This window comes from Metalysinibacillus jejuensis, assembly GCF_003057615.1.
Classification (GTDB): domain Bacteria; phylum Bacillota; class Bacilli; order Bacillales_A; family Planococcaceae; genus Metalysinibacillus; species Metalysinibacillus jejuensis.
Map to the genome: position 1 here is coordinate 26829 of NZ_QAFW01000001.1, position 18510 is coordinate 45338.

General features: G+C 38.5%; 23 protein-coding genes. 15 read left to right on the top strand and 8 right to left on the bottom strand.

Annotated elements, in window-relative coordinates:
- Nucleotides 1–273 carry a UPF0223 family protein gene (locus DDE80_RS00145; protein WP_108305667.1) on the top strand — a complete coding sequence of 91 codons (273 nt, stop codon included), beginning with the start codon at nt 1–3 and terminating at the stop codon, nt 271–273.
- A gap of 59 nt (nt 274–332) precedes the next feature.
- Here the strand turns inward: DDE80_RS00145 and DDE80_RS00150 are convergent, their stop codons facing one another.
- Nucleotides 333–947 (bottom strand): YktB family protein, encoded by a 615-nt coding sequence (locus DDE80_RS00150; RefSeq protein ID WP_108305668.1) that lies wholly within the window; start codon nt 945–947, stop codon nt 333–335.
- 121 nt (nt 948–1068) lie between these two features.
- Here DDE80_RS00150 and DDE80_RS00155 point away from each other — a divergent pair, with 121 nt between their 5' ends.
- Together DDE80_RS00155 and DDE80_RS00160 are read left to right on the top strand one after the other, a co-directional pair.
- Nucleotides 1069–1266 (top strand): hypothetical protein, encoded by a 198-nt coding sequence (locus DDE80_RS00155; RefSeq protein ID WP_108305669.1) that lies wholly within the window; start codon nt 1069–1071, stop codon nt 1264–1266.
- A gap of 122 nt (nt 1267–1388) precedes the next feature.
- Nucleotides 1389–2180: an inositol monophosphatase family protein gene (locus tag DDE80_RS00160; protein WP_108305670.1), complete on the top strand. Its 792-nt coding sequence runs from the start codon at nt 1389–1391 to the stop codon at nt 2178–2180.
- A gap of 36 nt (nt 2181–2216) precedes the next feature.
- On the opposite strand, the gene DDE80_RS00165 is transcribed toward DDE80_RS00160, so the two are convergent.
- A complete protein-coding gene (locus DDE80_RS00165) occupies nt 2217–2402 on the bottom strand; it encodes a DUF5325 family protein (RefSeq protein WP_108305671.1) in 186 nt (61 codons plus the stop codon).
- 122 nt (nt 2403–2524) lie between these two features.
- Here DDE80_RS00165 and typA point away from each other — a divergent pair, with 122 nt between their 5' ends.
- Complete coding sequence (gene typA / locus DDE80_RS00170) at nt 2525–4369, top strand: translational GTPase TypA (protein WP_108305672.1); 1845 nt, start codon at nt 2525–2527, stop codon at nt 4367–4369.
- A gap of 28 nt (nt 4370–4397) precedes the next feature.
- Nucleotides 4398–4760, top strand: a complete 363-nt coding sequence (locus DDE80_RS00175) for a YlaH-like family protein (protein ID WP_235612232.1) — start codon at nt 4398–4400, stop codon at nt 4758–4760.
- 36 nt (nt 4761–4796) lie between these two features.
- Here the strand turns inward: DDE80_RS00175 and DDE80_RS00180 are convergent, their stop codons facing one another.
- Nucleotides 4797–5000 (bottom strand): YlaI family protein, encoded by a 204-nt coding sequence (locus DDE80_RS00180; protein WP_108305673.1) that lies wholly within the window; start codon nt 4998–5000, stop codon nt 4797–4799.
- A gap of 12 nt (nt 5001–5012) precedes the next feature.
- Nucleotides 5013–5513: a molybdopterin-binding protein gene (locus tag DDE80_RS00185; protein WP_108305674.1), complete on the bottom strand. Its 501-nt coding sequence runs from the start codon at nt 5511–5513 to the stop codon at nt 5013–5015.
- A 173-nt stretch (nt 5514–5686) separates the two neighbouring features.
- Between DDE80_RS00185 and DDE80_RS00190 the strand changes: the two genes are divergently transcribed.
- Together DDE80_RS00190 and DDE80_RS00195 are read left to right on the top strand one after the other, a co-directional pair.
- The gene (locus tag DDE80_RS00190) at nt 5687–5968 is read left to right on the top strand and encodes an Fpa/YlaN family protein (protein ID WP_108305675.1); all 282 of its coding nucleotides are present in this window, start codon (nt 5687–5689) and stop codon (nt 5966–5968) included.
- A gap of 63 nt (nt 5969–6031) precedes the next feature.
- Nucleotides 6032–7219, top strand: coding sequence for an FtsW/RodA/SpoVE family cell cycle protein (locus DDE80_RS00195; RefSeq protein WP_108305676.1), 1188 nt, complete (start codon nt 6032–6034; stop codon nt 7217–7219).
- Nucleotides 7220–7291: 72 nt separating this feature from the next.
- Here the strand turns inward: DDE80_RS00195 and DDE80_RS00200 are convergent, their stop codons facing one another.
- The gene (locus tag DDE80_RS00200; RefSeq protein ID WP_108305677.1) at nt 7292–8218 is read right to left on the bottom strand and encodes a COX15/CtaA family protein; all 927 of its coding nucleotides are present in this window, start codon (nt 8216–8218) and stop codon (nt 7292–7294) included.
- Nucleotides 8219–9026: 808 nt separating this feature from the next.
- Here DDE80_RS00200 and coxB point away from each other — a divergent pair.
- The 6 genes from coxB (at nt 9027) to DDE80_RS00230 (ending at nt 14592) form a co-directional block, all read left to right on the top strand.
- A complete protein-coding gene (gene coxB / locus DDE80_RS00205; RefSeq protein WP_108305678.1) occupies nt 9027–10109 on the top strand; it encodes a cytochrome c oxidase subunit II in 1083 nt (360 codons plus the stop codon).
- A 40-nt stretch (nt 10110–10149) separates the two neighbouring features.
- Nucleotides 10150–12054 carry a cytochrome c oxidase subunit I gene (ctaD, locus tag DDE80_RS00210; RefSeq protein ID WP_108305679.1) on the top strand — a complete coding sequence of 635 codons (1905 nt, stop codon included), beginning with the start codon at nt 10150–10152 and terminating at the stop codon, nt 12052–12054.
- A complete protein-coding gene (locus DDE80_RS00215; protein ID WP_108305680.1) occupies nt 12054–12680 on the top strand; it encodes a cytochrome (ubi)quinol oxidase subunit III in 627 nt (208 codons plus the stop codon). Before ctaD ends, DDE80_RS00215 begins: the two co-directional genes overlap by 1 nt.
- A 1-nt stretch (nt 12681) precedes the next feature.
- A complete protein-coding gene (locus tag DDE80_RS00220) occupies nt 12682–13023 on the top strand; it encodes a cytochrome C oxidase subunit IV family protein (protein ID WP_108305681.1) in 342 nt (113 codons plus the stop codon).
- Between the two features lie 138 nt (nt 13024–13161).
- Complete coding sequence (gene ctaG / locus DDE80_RS00225; RefSeq protein WP_108305682.1) at nt 13162–14106, top strand: cytochrome c oxidase assembly factor CtaG; 945 nt, start codon at nt 13162–13164, stop codon at nt 14104–14106.
- A gap of 18 nt (nt 14107–14124) precedes the next feature.
- Nucleotides 14125–14592, top strand: coding sequence for a DUF420 domain-containing protein (locus DDE80_RS00230; protein ID WP_427901782.1), 468 nt, complete (start codon nt 14125–14127; stop codon nt 14590–14592).
- Between the two features lie 54 nt (nt 14593–14646).
- Here the strand turns inward: DDE80_RS00230 and DDE80_RS00235 are convergent, their stop codons facing one another.
- Nucleotides 14647–15012: a YugN family protein gene (locus DDE80_RS00235; protein ID WP_108305683.1), complete on the bottom strand. Its 366-nt coding sequence runs from the start codon at nt 15010–15012 to the stop codon at nt 14647–14649.
- Between the two features lie 151 nt (nt 15013–15163).
- Between DDE80_RS00235 and DDE80_RS00240 the strand changes: the two genes are divergently transcribed.
- Nucleotides 15164–16216: a CAP-associated domain-containing protein gene (locus DDE80_RS00240; protein ID WP_108305684.1), complete on the top strand. Its 1053-nt coding sequence runs from the start codon at nt 15164–15166 to the stop codon at nt 16214–16216.
- 227 nt (nt 16217–16443) lie between these two features.
- Here DDE80_RS00240 and DDE80_RS00245 read toward each other — a convergent pair whose 3' ends face one another.
- A complete protein-coding gene (locus tag DDE80_RS00245) occupies nt 16444–16929 on the bottom strand; it encodes a PaaI family thioesterase (protein WP_235612233.1) in 486 nt (161 codons plus the stop codon).
- Nucleotides 16930–17007: 78 nt separating this feature from the next.
- Here DDE80_RS00245 and DDE80_RS00250 point away from each other — a divergent pair, with 78 nt between their 5' ends.
- Nucleotides 17008–17445, top strand: coding sequence for a YlbF/YmcA family competence regulator (locus tag DDE80_RS00250; RefSeq protein WP_108305685.1), 438 nt, complete (start codon nt 17008–17010; stop codon nt 17443–17445).
- Nucleotides 17446–17483: 38 nt separating this feature from the next.
- Here DDE80_RS00250 and DDE80_RS00255 read toward each other — a convergent pair whose 3' ends face one another.
- Entirely contained in the window at nt 17484–18395 is a 912-nt protein-coding gene (locus DDE80_RS00255; protein ID WP_108305686.1) for a glycerophosphodiester phosphodiesterase family protein, read from the bottom strand.
- Nucleotides 18396–18510: the final 115 nt, after the last annotated feature.

Below are 18510 nucleotides of genomic sequence, written 5' to 3' on the forward strand. Positions count from 1 at the left end.
TTGGAGTATTCATATCCCTTATTGCCCGAATGGTCGACAGCAGAGATGATTGATGTCGTTAAGTTTTTTGAAGCGATAGAACAAGCGTATGAAAAAGGTATTAAACGTGAAGTAATGATGGCGAAGTATCGCCGCTTTAAAGAAATTGTGCCAGCACAAGCAGAAGAAAAAACGCTTTGTCGTCAATTTGAACAAAGTAGTGGTTATGTCGCGTATCGCGTCATTAAAGAAGCGAAGGCGCATACAGACGGCACTATTATTAAGATGAAATAAGGAGTTGCGCCAAAGCGCAACTCCTTATTCTTATCATCTTGATAACCATTTCCAATTAATTACTGATATGCAAGTTGGTAAAGTGGTACAAGCTCATCCATAGTAGCGGAAATATAAGCGAGTAAGGCGGGGCCATCTTCGACGATTGAACTACCTTTAGGGATATGACGACCAATTAAAAACTCTGCTTTTTTAATGTCTCTAAAGCGTCGTAAAGCAGCTTCTTGGTCCATCGTAGCAAGCGGTGTTGCATCTTTTTTTGTATGATCGAGCGACACGACAAAATCTTTAGGTAAATCGTTAAAAATTTCAGGGTGTTGCATAAACGTTGAAGCAATTTGCGCTTTGTTTGGTAGCTCATAAATGAATGCTAACCAAATGAATAAGTGGTCATCAAATAACCCTACTTGGAAGTGCGGATGCTTTTTGTAGCCGCGTTTATTGTTCGCGATAGCAAGCCAAGTATCTTGGGGTGGGTTAACTGTACGGCGTGCATGCTTTGCAATGTGTAAAAACATCTCCTGGTTTAATTCCATGCTTAATTGGTCAGTAATTTCCTTACCAATTGAGCGGAATTGTGGGCGAATGCGCGTCTCAATAGCAGCCATGCGCTCAGGTAAGCTAGGAATCATAAATGTTTCAAAATCTTTTTCGGAAAATCCATTAACTATCATATTTTTTTAACTCCTTTTTTGAATATAGGTTTATTATGCGTAAGTTTGGGGCAAAAATGAAGTAAGAGCTATCAGCCAAGAGATACAACAAATCCTCTATAAGAAAAGGATGGTGTTCATTATGAAACAAGTTGTTAAAATGGTCCGAAAATCAGACATTGAAAAGCAATATACACGTATGTTAGAGCTAGAGCTCGATTATGAACTAGCTACTCTATATGATGCAATGCAGCAACGCGACGATAAAGAAATAACTCGCAGTAAAACACGTTTAGCTGAAATTCAAAAAGAGCTTGAGGTGCTCCATGTATACGCGTAAAAACAAAGATTATCCAAAATAAAAATCACTTGCGATGTAAGACGGCAAGTGATTTTTGTTATACTAGGAAGTGGGAGAGTAGCAGTAATGTTACTACTGATAAAGAAGGGTGGGGAAATCGTATGGATATTACTAAACTCGATCACTTTGCGCAAGCGCTTATAAAAGAAGCGGGGGAGCGTATTCGTTCGGCTTTTTCGTACGATTTAGTCGTTGAAACTAAATCGAATGCCAATGACTTAGTGACAAATATCGACAGAGAAACAGAATTGTTTTTTATTGAAAAAATTACGGCCCAACATCCGACACACCGCATTTTTGGTGAAGAAGGTATGGGGAAGCCTGTCACATTTTTAGAAGGTGTCGTATGGATTATAGATCCGATTGACGGCACTATGAATTTTGTTAAACAACATCGCCACTTTATGATTACGATTGGTATATTTATTGATGGCGTTGGTAAGCTTGGTTATATTTATGATGTAATGCGTGATGATTTATTTTATGCTATCGCAGGGGTAGGTGCGTGGTATAATGATTCGCCATTACGAAAGTTGCAACCTGTAAAGCTTGAGGAAGCTGTTATTGGCATTAACGCCAATTGGGTTACACCGAATGATAAAATTAATCATGAAAAATTAATTTCGCTCATTAGAAAAGTTCGTGGTACACGTTCTTATGGCTCAGCAGCAATGGAAATTGCCTTTGTCGTTACGGGTAAACTAGATGCTTATTTATCCATGCGTTTATCACCATGGGATATAGGTGGCGGTACAATTATTGCTACAGAAGTCGGAGCTGTTGCTACTAATCTAAATGGTGAGTACTTTGACTTTTTAAATCAAGACACTTTTTTAATCGGAAATCCTGCGATTCATAAAGAAATATTGGAAAAATACATCGAACAATTATAAAAAAACGCCTTGGATGATCACTCCAAGGCGTATTATTTATAATAAATTTTGTTCGCGGAATTTTCTTTTTAACTTAAAGCCCATCATAAAGACAAAGCCTACAGCGAAAATACCTGCGACAATGCCGATAGCGCTTCCAATCGCTACAGAGTAACCAATTGAACACATAGAAAGAATAGCAGCTAACGCCATAATCGCCATTACAACTTTGGCACGATTCACAATAAAACCCCCTCGCTATACTAAAAGTTTAGCTATATTAATAAGCTAAAAAAAGACAAGCTAATCATCTTATGTTATAATAACACAGTTAAACATACGAAAAAAGAATATGGAGTGGAACAATGACTAAATTACGTCAAGATATTCGCAATATCGCAATCATCGCACACGTTGACCATGGTAAAACGACATTAGTAGACCAATTATTAAAACAATCAGGTACTTTCCGTTCAAACGAACATACAGAAGACCGCATGATGGACTCAGGTGATATCGAGCGTGAACGTGGTATTACAATTTTAGCAAAAAACACAGCAGTAAGCTATAAAGATACACGCATTAACATTTTAGATACGCCAGGACACGCCGACTTCGGTGGTGAAGTAGAACGTATTTTAAAAATGGTTGATGGTGTAGTTTTAGTAGTAGATGCTTACGAAGGCTGTATGCCGCAAACGCGCTTTGTGCTTAAAAAAGCATTAGAGCAAAAATTAACACCAATCGTAGTAGTAAATAAAGTGGATAAACCAGCAGCTCGTCCTGAAGAAGTAGTAGACGAAGTGCTTGAATTATTTATCGAACTTGGTGCAGATGACGACCAATTAGAATTCCCTGTAGTTTACGCATCAGGCGTAAATGGTACAGCTAGCTTAGATCCAGACCCAACAACACAACAACCAAATATGCACGTGTTATTTGATACAGTAATCGAGCATATCCCAGCACCAGTAGATAACGAAGAAGAGCCGTTACAATTCCAAGTAGCGCTACTTGACTATAACGACTACGTAGGCCGTATCGGTATCGGCCGTGTGTTCCGTGGTAAAATCCACGTCGGTCAACAAGTAGCATTAATGAAAATCGACGGTACAGTGAAAAACTTCCGCGTCACAAAAATCTTTGGTTTCTTCGGTTTAAAACGCGTTGAAATTCAAGAAGCATTACCGGGTGATTTAATTGCTATTTCTGGTATGGAAGATATCAACGTAGGTGAAACAATTTGCCCTGTTGACCACCAAGAAGCACTACCAGCATTACGCATTGACGAGCCAACATTACAAATGACATTCTTAGTAAACAATTCACCATTCGCAGGTCGCGAAGGTAAATACGTAACAGCCCGTAAAGTAGAAGAGCGTTTACGTTCACAATTACAAACAGACGTTTCATTACGCGTAGAAGATACAGATTCACCAGATGCTTGGGTAGTTTCTGGTCGTGGTGAGCTTCACTTATCTATCTTAGTAGAAAACATGCGTCGTGAAGGCTTTGAATTACAAGTGTCTAAACCACAAGTAATTTTACGAGACATCGACGGCGTTAAGTCTGAGCCATTTGAGCGTGTACAAATCGATGCACCTGAAGATACTGTCGGTTCAATTATTGAATCAATCGGTACACGTAAAGGCGAAATGTTAGATATGGTTAACAACGGTAACGGTCAAGTGCGTTTAACGTTCTTAGTACCGGCACGTGGTTTAATCGGTTATACAACAGAGTTTATGTCGCTTACAAAAGGTTTCGGTATTATTAACCATACATTTGATTGTTACCGTCCAATGTTACCAGGCCGTATCGGTGGTCGTCACCAAGGCGTGCTTGTTTCTATGGAGACAGGTAAATCAACAACTTACGGTATGATGCAAGTTGAAGACCGTGGTACACTGTTTGTTGAGCCAGGTACTGAAATTTACGAAGGTATGATCGTTGGTGAAAATACACGTGATAACGATATCACTGTAAATATTACAAAAATGAAACAAAAAACTAATATTCGTTCAGCTAACAAAGACCAAACGAACGTTATTAAAAAACCTCGTATCCTAACACTTGAAGAAGCGCTAGAATACTTAAGTGATGACGAGTATTTAGAAGTAACACCTGAATCAATTCGCTTACGTAAAAAAGTATTAGACAAAAACGAACGCGAAAAAGCAGCGAAAAAGCTTCGTAATGCTGAACAATAAGTAAGGATAGTGAAAGGGAGAGATTAGTGTGAATTGGGTACTCCTCCAAGCAACAGAAATGAAACAGGGAACGGAAGAAGCTGTATTTAACGATTTGACAGGTATTAGTCGTTTAATTTACGAAAATGCGCCAAATTATAATGTAGCGGGTTATATTACGTTCTTTACTGTATTTATTTTATGTGCCATCGTATATAAGTTAGGGTTTGCGCGTAGTCATATCAAACTTTGGCAAAATGCGATTATTTACGGATGCTTATTTATCGGCTGTATCGTCCTGACATTCTTTGCGCTGTCATTGCCAATGATTGAAGGATTATTAGTAGCGGCAGCAATTTTAATTATTTATCGTATTCGTGTTAAGCACGATGATGAAGAAGTAGTACAATAAAAAGAAGCCGGCACCCACAAGGGCGCTGGCTTCTTTTTAAAATTCTTTTGTTAATAAAGGCGACGTCTTATAAAAGACAAAATTGCCTGTTGCAATACGTGCCTCGGTTTTTAATGCGATGCGTTCATGGCATACATCACACATAAACGTATTGATTGGTCGATTGCGCAGTTTTTTTGCTTGGGGTAAGTCATCATCAAGTTGTTGTAAACTATCGCAAATTACACACTTTACGCGCATAGTATGACCTCCTTATTGTACGCGAATTGCGCACACATTTGTAATTGGTGTTTCAACGTTAGAGCCATCAGCAAATAAAATATGAACGGGGCCATCTTCTACTAAAGGTTTACCTTCATGACTATATTTAAATAGTAAAGAAGCGGCATCCGCTAACGAAAAAGCATGCTCTTGCCCAGTTGTTGTTTCAAAAACAACAGTAGTAGCTGTGTCGAGTGGTTCAGCATTTTTTAAGAAATGTTTGAAGTGAATACCAAACGTACCTGTCTGCATACCTTTACGGTCAAATTTACGCTCTGATTTTAAAGTTGGTGGGAATGTTGCACCTTCCATAATTTCACGTGACCAGTGATTCCCTACAGCGCGCATATATTTAATGTCTTCGTCTTCTTCTTCGTGATGTTCAGTGAAGTACGTTTTTAAATCGACTTTGCGATCGTCAAAAATCCATACGGTTGGATCTAATGTTAGCGGATATTTCACCGCGCCTTTTAATGCAATAATTGTTTCCACGTAAAAATCCCCCTCTAGTTCTTTTACTCGTCTAGTATACCGCTTTTTTCGTTGAATGATAAGAAAATACGCAACGACAAATTTAAAGTAAAGGTAGACGCTTGCAATTTACGCGTCGAAAAGCTAAAATTTACTAAGATACACACAGAATTAAAGATGATGGGGGCGTCCTCATGGATACAAAAACACCAGCTTCTTTTCAAGAAAAAGCCCTGGAGCTTTTAATAGCTGATGCGGATAAAATTGCACGTCTAATCCGTGTGCAAATGGAGCATTTGACGATGCCACAATGTCCGCTGTATGAAGAGGTACTAGATACACAAATGTTCGGCTTATCACGCGAAATCGAATTTGCGACAAAGCTAGGATTAATTGAGCGCGATAAAGGGAAAGAAATACTTGACTCGCTAGAGAAAGAGCTTTCTGCTGTGCATGACGCGCATACGAAAAAATAAAAGAAAACTCAAAACGCTCATCATAGCGATTTTGAGTTTTTTTTCTACAAAAGAGGTTAAGACATGAAAAGCCGAATTAGAAATGAACTTAAAAATATTGATTATCCTTTATTAATTATCTATGTCTTTTTGCTAGGCTTTGGTCTTGTTATGGTCTATAGCTCTAGTATGGATAAAGCGATTAGTAATAATAATAGCTATGATTTTTATTACAATCGACAGCGCGTTAGTATGCTTGTAGCTTTAATAGCCTTCACAATTATGAGCATAATTCCTTACCGCTTATATTTAAAGAAGCACTGGATGTTTATAGGCATGGCGATAGTAGGTATTATGTATCTACAGTTAACCTTTATGGGGGCCGGTAAGGACATTGGTGGGCAACGTTGGATTAAATTATTCGGCGTCGTACAGTTTCAACCCTCAGAGTTTGTGAAATTATTTATGATTGTTTATTTAGCTAATACATTAGCCAGTAAAGAGGAACGTTTCGGTCGCTTACCTTTAGAAGGCGCTTTAGGTACAGTGGCACCGATTGTAATGGCAACCGGGCTCATTTTATCAGAGCCTGATATCGGCACAGCTGCGATTCTATTAGCGATGTCGTATTGCATTTTACTGGCGGTACAGTGGCGCCCTAGTGCATTGAAGAAAATTGCAGTAACGACTGTTGGTGGCATCAGCTTTGTAGCGCTATTTTTATTGCTAGGTGGGGGACAGTGGCTATTAGAAGGCAACCGTGAAGGACGCCTAAATTCTTTTGTTGATCCATTTAAATATGCACAAAATGAAGGGATGCAAGTCGTGCAAAGCTACTTAGCGTTTGCGACAGGCGGATTAAAAGGTCAAGGTATTGGGCAATCTGTACAAAAATTAGGGTATTTACCAGAGCCACACACGGACTTTATTATTGCGATTATTGCAGAAGAGTTAGGTATTATAGGTGTGACCATTGTTTTAGGCGGGCTAGGTTATATTGTACTCCATGCCATTTTAATTGGCATTCGCGCGATTAATCCGCGCGAGCGTTTCTTGGCAATTGGTATTGCGAGTTGGATAGGGATTCAAACTTTCGTTAATATCGGTGGTGCTACAGGGCTCATTCCTTTAACTGGGGTAACGTTGCCACTGCTTAGTTTCGGCGGGGTATCCTTGCTGATGGTGTCTACCGCATTAGGCATATTAATGAATGTTTCTATGAAGCAAAAAAGAGAAAAGCGTGCGCGTAACCTCGCGCAACAAACCGATTAAAAAAAGTTAGACCAATCATGTTGGTCTAACTTTTTTGCTTATAAAGTGCTATTCACTTGAATTTATCCAAGTTTAATCGTTTTTACGCTTGCTATATTCGCTACGTGATACGAGTAAAATCATATAACATAGTAAACCGAAGAGCAGTGTAATAAATAATGAGTGGAAAAGAGATACGATTAAGTTTAAACGTGTTGAGACAACGAATAAACCTGCAATAATTTGTAATACTACTAAAATAAATGCGATAACCCATCCCCAATAAATTACAGGTTGGTTTTTGTAGTTTTTAACGGCTATCCATGTAATGTAAGCAATCCATACGAAAAATAGTAATACTGCAAAACGGTGACCCATTTGCACCCATTCGTGCATGTTATCAGGCAGTCTAAAAGGATCTTCGTTATAGCAGAATGGCCAGTCAGGACAAACGAGACTAGCGTCTGTGTGGCGTACAAGCGCGCCGGTATATACGACGAGATACGAATAGATAGTAATGCCGATAGTGTGCCATTTTAATGCGGTACCAATACGTACATTATCTGCATCAAACTTTTTATCAACTTCAAAGACAATTAAAGTTAATAGTAAAACAGCAGCGAAGGAAATTAACGAGATTCCGAAATGCAAGGCTAAAATAAAGTCACCTTGTCCCCATAATACTTGTGCTGCGCCAATTAAAGCTTGAGCAATTAAGAAAAACATCGCTAGGAACCCTAAAAACTTAACTTCTCGAATATGACCTAAACGACGCCACGTCCAAATTGTTAAACCTAAAATAAAGAAGGATACTGCTCCTGTTACAAGTCGATGTGAAAATTCAATCACGACTTCTTTCGTAATAACTGTTGGAATGAGTTGACCGTTACATCCTGGCCAATGTCTCCCACAACCTAAACCACTATCGGTTTTTGTAACGAGCGCGCCCCCAAGTAAAATTAACAGCATGCCGATGGTTGCGCCAACAGCGAACCATTTCATATATTTATTTTGTTGCATAAGAGTTTAGCCACCTACTTTTATCTGTCAACATCGCCCATGATATCTAAGCGTTTATGCTACTTGATAATATCGAATTCAGTGGTAAAAGACAACTTCTTTACCGATTCGCTAAACAACTGTCAAAGGCATTTCACAAATTGTTCATAATTTCGTGCTTTAACCTTCACAAATCAATTCATAAAATGTTTTACTATAGATATGTTGTTTTCACTAAAATTTCGTAAACGTTGCTGATTTTTCACAACTTCATTGAAATTTCACTAAACGTCTAGAAATTACACGAGATTTTCGCTATAGTTAGGTTAGCGGAATATGCTTATAAAAATAAAATTGTGAAAAAGTTTTATTAATCAATAAAATGTTTCATTTATAAAGACGAACAGTTCGTTAGAGCAAGTTATGAAATATAACTTCACAAAATCGACGTTTGTATGAAATAGTGAAACATCGTATGGTTAATAAAGAACTTACGCCATTTTATTGTTGTAAGTGAATTTTTGTTAATGGCGGCTTAGAGAGCCGGTATGTGAGAGTAGGGACACGCAAAAGTTCAACGTGTTAATGTTTGCAGATCTTTAGTAGAGTGAGATTTAACAGTGCACAAAAAATTCTAGCACTAAGAATAGCGCTTTACACATTACTGTAGATGCTTTTAACGCATAAAAGGTTGCAATGTTTTTATGGATACCAATTTACTAACTGTTAAAAGCAATGCGTGATGGCGAGGGCAACTTTTAAACACGAGCGCTGTACATACTCGTAATACACATGAAAATACAACAAAGAAAGAGGGGTTAATTAAGCTATGATGAAAGGGCTTAAAAAATGGGGACTGTTTTCGCTATTAGCAGCGATGATGGTATTCCTTTCAGGTTGTGGTGAAGAATTTATTTCTGCACTTAAGCCGTCTGGTGAAGTAGCACACGCACAATATAAATTGTTAATTCTTGCTATTTCTATCATGACACTAGTAGTTGTTGTTGTAACTGTAATTTACTTAATTGCTTTCTTCAAATTCCGTCGTTCAGTAGTTGGGGAAGACGTAATTCCGAAGCAAGTAGAGGGTAGCCATACACTAGAGATTATTTGGACTACTATTCCTATTTTGTTATTACTTATTTTGGCAGTACCTACAGTAATGACGACTTACAAACTTGGAGACGTAGCTGCAATGGATGAAGTTGATGAAAACGGTAATCCAGTAGCACTAACTGTCGACGTAACTGCAAAATTATATTGGTGGGAGTTCTCTTACCCAAAATATGATATCGTAACTGCACAAGAGCTAGTAGTACCAACAGGAGAGAAAGTTTACTTCAACCTTATGGCTGCAGACGTAAAACACTCATTCTGGGTACCAGCAATTGGTGGTAAAATGGATACAAACGTAGATAACTTAAACCGTTTCTACTTAGTATTCGACAAAGAGTCTGAAGACTTAAAAGACGGCGTATTCTATGGTAAATGTGCTGAGCTTTGCGGTCCTTCACACGCACTTATGGACTTTAAAGTAAAATCAGTTAGCCCAGAGAAGTTTGATAAATGGGTTGCAGCAATGCAAAAAACTGAAGGTAACACAGCGAGCGCTGATTCAGCAGACTTAGGTGAAGCAACATTCGCTAACAGCTGTATTAGCTGTCACGCAGTATCAGGTTCTGGAGCTCCAGCATCTATCGTTCAAAACCAAGGTCCTAACCTTACAACATTCGGTGACCGTAACCGTACAGCAGGCTTCATGGATCACACTGAAGAAGCATTACAAAACTGGATTAAAGATCCTGAGAAATATAAACCAGGTAACTTAATGACAGGTAAATACGGTGAACTTTCAGACGAAGAAGTAGAAGCATTAGCTTCATACATCATGGGTCTATCAGTAGAAAAATAATTATTAAGATAGCTTAAATTATCGAGGGAGGTAGAAGTTTGTGAGCTCGAGAACACAGAAAAAAGGTTTCGGAGCAACAATTTGGGACTACTTAACAACTGTCGATCATAAGAAAATCGCAGTTCTGTATTTACTTGGTGGTACGTTGTTCTTCGTTATCGCAGGTTTTGAAGCGCTATTAATGCGTATTCAGCTAATGTATCCTGAAAATACATTCGTTTCAGCAGGTTTCTTCAACGAACTTTTAACAATGCATGGTACGACAATGCTATTCTTAGCAGCGATGCCGTTACTATTTGCGTTTATGAACATGATCGTGCCACTGCAAATTGGTGCACGTGACGTAGCTTTCCCATTCCTTAACTCATTAGGGTTCTGGTTATTCTTATTCGGGGGACTATTCTTACACTTATCATTCTTTATGGGTGGAGCACCTGACGCAGGTTGGACTTCATATGCGTCATTATCACTTTACTCACCAGGACATGGTATTGATTTCTACGTTTTAGGTTTACAAGTATCAGGTGCTGGTACGTTAATTTCTGGTATTAACTTCTTAGTTACTATCATTAACATGCGTGCACCAGGTATGACATTTATGCGTATGCCATTATTTACATGGACTACGTTCGTAACAAGTTCTTTAATTTTATTCGGTTTCCCACCATTAACAGCGGCTTTAATTTTACTATTATTTGACCGTATGTTTGGTGCACAATTCTTCAACCACTTAATGGGTGGTAACACAATTATCTGGGAGCACTTATTCTGGATCTTTGGTCATCCGGAAGTTTATATTTTAATATTACCAGCGTTCGGTTTATTCTCAGAGATTATTCCAACGTTCTCACGTAAGCGTTTATTCGGATACTCTTCAATGGTATTCGCAACAATTTTAATTGGTTTCCTAGGCTTCATGGTTTGGGCTCACCATATGTTCACAGTAGGTCTTGGACCAACAGCGAACGCAATTTTCGCGGTAGCTACAATGGCAATCGCAGTACCAACAGGTATGAAAGTCTTCAACTGGTTATTAACAGTTTGGGGCGGTTCTATCAAAGTTACAACACCAATGCTTTATGCACTTGGTTTCATCCCATCATTCGTAGCAGGTGGGGTAACAGGTATCATGCAGGCGACAGCGCCACTTGACTATCAGTTACACGATTCTTACTTTATCGTTGCTCACTTCCACTACGTAATCGTAGGTGGTATCGTATTAGGTATATTAGGTTCAACACACTTCTACTGGCCATTATTCTTTAACCGTATGTTAAATGAGACGTTAGGTAAGATTACTTTCTGGGTATTCTTCATTGGTTTCCATATGACGTTCTTCTTACAACATTTCTTAGGTTTAATGGGTATGCCACGTCGTGTATTCACGTATATGCCAAACCAAGGTTGGGATACATTTAACTTTATCTCAACAATCGGTGCATTCTTAATGACTGCAGGTGTAATCTTACTCGTAATCAACGTTATTATTACAACAGTTAAGGGCGAACCAGCTGGTAATGACCCTTGGGAAGATGGTCGTACTTTAGAGTGGGCTATTCCACAGCCAATTCCATTCTATAACTTCCGTCAAACACCACTTGTTCGTGGTTTAGATCCTTATTGGATTGAAAAACAAGACGGCAACAAAGAAGGTATGCTTTACGCTGAGCCATTAGGTGATATTCATATGCCTAACAACTCAATCGTACCTTTCGTAATGACTTTAGGTTTATTTATCGCTTCATTCGGTGCGCTTTATAGCCCACTAGGTGTTGCAGATGATTCACGTGTATGGGCTATCCCAGTATTAGTTATTGGTTTAGCAATTACATTCGGTTCTATGATTTATCGCTCTTTAAAAGACGACCACGGTTACTACTTAACTGTAGCTGAAATCGAGGAAATTGAAGAGCAGCTATACGGTAAAAAAGGAGGTAACAAATAATGGATACACTTAAGAAGTACACTCCAGAAACTTGGCCAGCGCATGCTGAGCAAGTAACGCTGGAAGGTAAAAATAAGTTTGTTGGCTTCTGGTTATTCTTAGCGTGTGAGATTGTTTTATTCGCTAGTTTATTTGCTACTTACCTTGCGCTTAAAAACAAAGGTCCAGCAGGTATGGAATTCTCAACTCAAGAGTTATATGAATTACCACTTGCTTTTGCAATGACAATGATTCTTTTAACTTCATCTTTAACATCTGTATATGCGATGTACCATATGAAGAACTATAACTTCAAAGGTGTACAATTATGGATGGGTATTACAGTATTACTTGGTTTCTCTTTCTTATGTTTAGAAATTTATGAGTTCAACCACTATGTAAGCTTAGGCTTCACATTCGGTTCATCAGCATTCGCGTCTGCTTTCTATACGCTTGTTGGTACTCACGGATTCCACGTAACTGTAGGTTTAGTTTGGATTACGGCTTTAATCTTACGTAACGCTAAACGTGGATTAAACTTATACAACGCACCAAAATACTTCGTTGCGTCATTATACTGGCACTTTATCGACGTAGTTTGGGTGTTTATCTTTACAGTAGTTTACTTGATGGGAGTGGTAGGTTAATATGGCACACGACACACCAGTAGTAACTCGTTCAGCTGAACAGCAAAAGTATTACCGTGCAAATACGAAAGCGTATATGCAACGCCAAGTAACAAACTTTGCGATTATGATTTTCTTAACGTTAATCGCCTTCGCAGCAGTAATGGCGGATTTCTCTAAAAACTTAATCTTACCGTTAATTTTATTATTAGCTGGTATTCAAGTTGTATTACAACTTTATGCTTTCATGCACATGGAAGAAAAAGATGCTCACGAAATTGGTGTCGTTACGATGTTTATGTGGACAGGTGCGTTCTTCGCATTTATGATGTTCCTAGCTTTCGTAACTGTCATTTGGTGGTAATACAAATCAAGCACCTTGCATTGTCGCAAGGTGCTTTTTTAGTTAAAGATGTATGTAAAATGTCACTGTTCGTTCATTGCAGTTATGATGTATGCGCTTTATAATAGACATATTGAATTTAAAGGAGCGCGGTTTACCATGTCGATAAGTATTTTCGGTTTCAGAGCGCTATGGAGTCCAGGGTTAATGGTTGTTACGGTACTTCTTATCGCGCTATATTTTTTAATAACCGTTAAGTTTCGTCACAAATTTAAAGAGAGCGAACCTTTAACGCGAAGTGAAATAGTTTACTTCTTACTAGGGATGCTATTGTTTTATGGTATTAAAGGAACGCCAGTCGATTTAATGGGGCATATTATGTTTACATTACATATGGTCCAAATGGCTTTAATGCTATTATTATTACCGATTTTTATTATAAAAGGTATACCGTGGTGGGTTTGGAAACCTGTCATTAATGCGCCTATCATACGCTTTTTGTGGTCGTTCTTTACACGTCCAGTAGTCGCTATACTTAATTTTATCGCATTGTTTTCGTTTTACCATATTCCGATGGTGTTAGATTATGTTAAATTAAATGGGGCATTACATGGCGGTTACTCAGTAATTTTATTCATTTCTGCTGTCTTAATGTACTGGCCGATTATTAATCAAATCCCAGATGGACCAAAAATGAAAAATTTAAACAGCATCGTTTATATTATCGCGAATGCGGTGTTAATTACACCAGCATGTGCGCTAATTATTTTTGCTAATGAGCCTATCTATGCTACATATACCGATGGAGAAGCATGGTTAAAAGCAATGGAATTATGTGTACCAGCAGGAACATTAGCTAATTTATCAATTTCGATTTCAGGCCCTGAAATGTTCAGTTCATTAACAACGATTATGGACCAACAAATGGGCGGCGTTATTATGAAAATTTTACAAGAAATTATTTTTGGTGTGTTAATCACAATCTTCTTTATGCGTTGGTTCCGCGAAGATCGTGCGACAGCAGACCAAGTGACAGAAGACGCACTAAAAGCGCATCAAGAGAAATGGCATAAAGAACAAGCAAGCATTAGACAAACTCAATAAATAAAGGGAGTAGAGAACATGAGTATTAGTGTTCCAGTGTTAGCCACGATTAGCACAACTTTTATCGTTATTAGTGCGGTATTAGTAGCTGTTGGTTGGGGGCTTATCATTAAAGGTAAGGTAGAAGCACATAAAAAGGTAATGTTTGTAGCAGGAGTCGCTGCACTTATCTTCTTTATTATCTATGCAACGCGTACAGTGTTTATCGGTAATACAGCATTTGGTGGACCAGAGGAATTAAAGAAATACTACACGTTTTTCTTAGTGTTCCATATTACATTAGCGACAACAGGCGCTGTATTTGGTATCGTAAGTTTACTATCTGGTTTTAAAAATAATTTAAAACTTCACCGTCGTATTGGGCCAATTACGAGTATTATTTGGTTCTTCGTAGCTATTACAGGTGTAGCAGTTTACATGCTGTTATACGTGTTATACAAAGGCGGAGAAACAACATCTGTAATTAAAGCTATTTTAGGTACGTAACATAAAGGAATAGGCAAAAATAAAAGACTATAGCATGCTATAGTCTTTTATGTATTATTGCGCTTCGATACCTAGTTCAGCGAAACGTTTTTGTACGTCTGCTAAAATGCCTTCACACTTTTTAACTAAGTGTGCTGGGAATTCTTCGTTGTCGTACTCTACGCCGTGTGGGTAGTAGTATTTGCCGAGAGCAGGCTTTAAAATGCAAAGTTCAGCATTGTTTGCGCCTACGTCACCAGATTTTGCGTATGTGAATACGCGTAAGTAATAACGGCCTTCACGCACGTCAAAACGACGGTCGAAAGTTTTACGGTCGTAATCCCAAGCACCTGTGCTTTCTAAGCCACTTTTAGCCATTACATCTTCAACTAATTTTTGTTCAGCCACAATATTTTCAAGTTTTGTGTTTTCAAAATGCATTGAATAATCCTCCTTTAGCTTTTCGTACATATACTATACGCTCATTTTTATAATAGAGCAAAAAGCACTTTGTTGCAATGGCAAGATTGTGTCAACGGTGGGATACTTGTTATAATCAAACGTAAGAGACAAAAGAAAAGGAGCCAAGACATTGAAGGCGCTATTTAGGATTTTAGTTATTACGACGATTCTTACGTTCGTTTTTTATAAATACTCACAAAACACGCCAGCACCCCCAACTAAGCCTAATGAAAGCGCATCGTATGAAGAGTGGCAAGAGTATGCGAGTGAAGCGTTACCACGGCCCAATAAGGGCATATCAACCTTAATCGGAAAACCTGCGTTAGAAGTTGCGGTACAGTACGGAGAGCCTGTACGTAAAGATTTAGCGAGTGATGGTTTGGAGTGGTGGGTTTATAATAAGGATATTACTACTTTTATGATGGTGGCAGTAGTTGACGAAGTAGTAAAGCAAGTTTACGTAGCCGGGAGAGACGTGAAAACTACACCATTTACTATCGGTAGCACACTTGATGATGTTTACCGTACGTCCATTGTGGAGCCTGAAGTGATGTTAAATAAAGATGATCAATTATATACACTAGCATTGAGTGATTATGATTTGCGTCACCGTTTGCTCATTAAATTTGATGATATTGTAGCGCAAGTTTTTATAAATGCGAATCAAGCAGTAACAGCTATTCGTTTTTACGATTATGACACTATTATTAAAACAGCCCCTTATGAAATGGCTTATTATGATGGCGCTACATCTGTCAATGAACAAGATATAGTGCCTACAGAGGCAGTAGCTCGCGGTATTGAGCAGCAAGTAAAAGATTTAATTGATGTCGAACGCTTTTATCAATCTTTGCCCAAATACCATAGTAATACAAAGCTACAACAATTAGCGCAAGCGACCACGACCGCTTATTTAGCACAAGAGGATGCAGAAGCGTCTCTATTGCCATTAACAGAGCGTGCAGCGCAATTCGCTATTCATACAACCTCTATTGTAGAAAGTATTGAGCAGATGCCTTTAGATCCTATTGAAATGGTGCATAAGATGTTAAATGAAGAAAAAGGTCAAGCTGTCTTGTTACAAGAAACATATACACAGTACGGTATGGCATGTGTTGAACAAACATGTACGCATATTGCTGCTAAGCGAGAGGGTATAGCTACACCTACCTTATTAAATTAAAAGTATCCGATCTGCAAGAGGTCGGATACTTTTTTAACGTAGTTAGGCAGAAGTCGCCTATTCTCTACAGGGGTGAGAATGAAAACGTTAGCTTAGATCGACTCAAGAACTGTAGGAACTACGAGGATAGCTTAGTAAATAAAGTAGTAAAGAAATAAACTATCAAATATGTCCTCTTCCTAACAAGCACCAATCATCGTTAGTAGCTAAGCGGTGAGTAGTTTACGTTATAAAGTACGTTTTTCTATCACAAAAAAAGTAGCAGTTGCGGTAGCTAGCTTTTTCCCTTCGTTATCTTCAATCGTACAAGCCATTACAAATGTACGGTTTCCTTTATGAATGAATGTACCTCTTGCTATTAATTGTTGGGCTGTACTCGTAGCGATATAGTTCATAGTGAGCGTCGTAGTTACGACATTTTTGCCTGTAGGTGCCGCACGTGAAGCTAAACCGCCCATCGCGGCATCAGCAATCGTAGCTAAAATACCGCCGTGGGCAACTTGAATGCTATTTTGGATAATAAGGGAGTTAGGTATCGAAACAACACTGTGGGTTGGATAAAAATCACCCGTCATACGTAAATTAGCATTAATGTAACGATTGTGCACGCCTAATTGTTTTTCGCGTAAACCAGTTAGCATGTGTAAAAGTGCTTCTTCATCTTGTGCGGTAGCATCTTGCAAAATACTTTGCCATAATTGAGTTAACGTCAAACTATCATCTCCTTTTCTAAAATCAATGCTAATGTATCATATTTTTGGTATGATAAAAACGATTGGAGGCGTTTAATAATGATGATGACATCTGAATGGGTTGAGATACTAGATGAAGTCGATGAGCTTAACGCTATGATTGAAGCTTCACAACTAACAAAGAATTTGCGTGAAGCAAGAAAGGCCGTCTATCAAGATGAACAGCTTGTAGCACAAATACAGGCGTTTCAATATAGTAAGTTGCAATATGAGGAAGTCCAGCGCTTTGGTAAATATCATCCTGACTACCACCGTGTAACAAAAGAAATTAGACAGCAAAAGCGTGCGCTTGATTTGCATGATGCAGTAGCTAATTTACGCATAGCTGAACGGGATTTTCAGCAAATGTTAGATGAGATTGGTGTGTTGCTCGCAACTACGGTATCATCTGCTGTAAAAGTAGATACCGATACATTATTAGCATCGAGTTGCGGCACAGGTTGTGGAACAGGTGGCGGCTGTGCATGCTCAGCATAAAAATAGCGGCTAGGTCAGTTGACCTTGCCGCTGTTTTTTTACTTTTCTTTATATTTGTCGAATAATACTTGTGCAATATCAGGACGATCTGTCACAATACCTTTTGCGCCTAGACGGATTAAGCGATTAATCGTTACAAGATCGTTTACATCAGAAAAATGTACTGGCACATTTAAGCCTTGTAAAAATTGAATGAACTTTGGTGAATCAAGTGGGATAAGACCCGATTTAGCAGGTACTTGGAATACGTCTGCTGCTGGGTTATATAGGTGACCAAATTGACTCGTATAAGCCGTCACAGCTTTACGAACTTCACCTTCGCTTGAGCCAAGGGCTACTTTATCTTGTGCGTATAAGTTGAAGCGTTCGATTTGTTCATTGTAGAAGCTCGTTACAATTACGCGTTCAAGTGCATCGAACTCTTCGATTAAACGCCATAATTTAGAAGGGATTAAGCTTCCTTCATACGTATCTGGCGCATCTTTAATGTCAATGCTTAATAAAAGATTAGGGAATTTTTCGAAGACTTCACGTAATGTTATAGCGTCTACTTGCTCTTCACGGTAAGTATGATTACCATCTAAATCTTCAAAGTTATAGCCATGATTAAGTGCTTTGATCTGGTCAACTGTTAAGTCAGCGATTAGGCCAACACCATCTGTTGTACGGTCTACTGAAGCGTCATGGAACACTAAAATCTCTTCATCTTTTGTTAAGCGAACATCTAAATCTAAACCATCTACACCGTAAGAGACCGCTTTTTCGAATGCTTGTAAAGTGTTTTCAGGAGCTAAGTGAGCGCCGCCGCGATGTGCGAACACGACTGGGCGATTATGTTGAAGTACAGCTTTACCATCACGTGGTTGTGGTTTTGCCATTGCTTTTGTACCTGCCCAAGCTGCTGCACTTGCTGCAGCGACTGCTAAAGCGATTTTTGTTTTTTTACCCATGTAATAATCCTCCTCAAGAAAAATAACTTGCTTATTTAGTAGTAGCCAAATACTACGAAAACTAAACCGTAATATAACCTTGACCATTCTTTTCTATTATAGCCGAAAATCACAT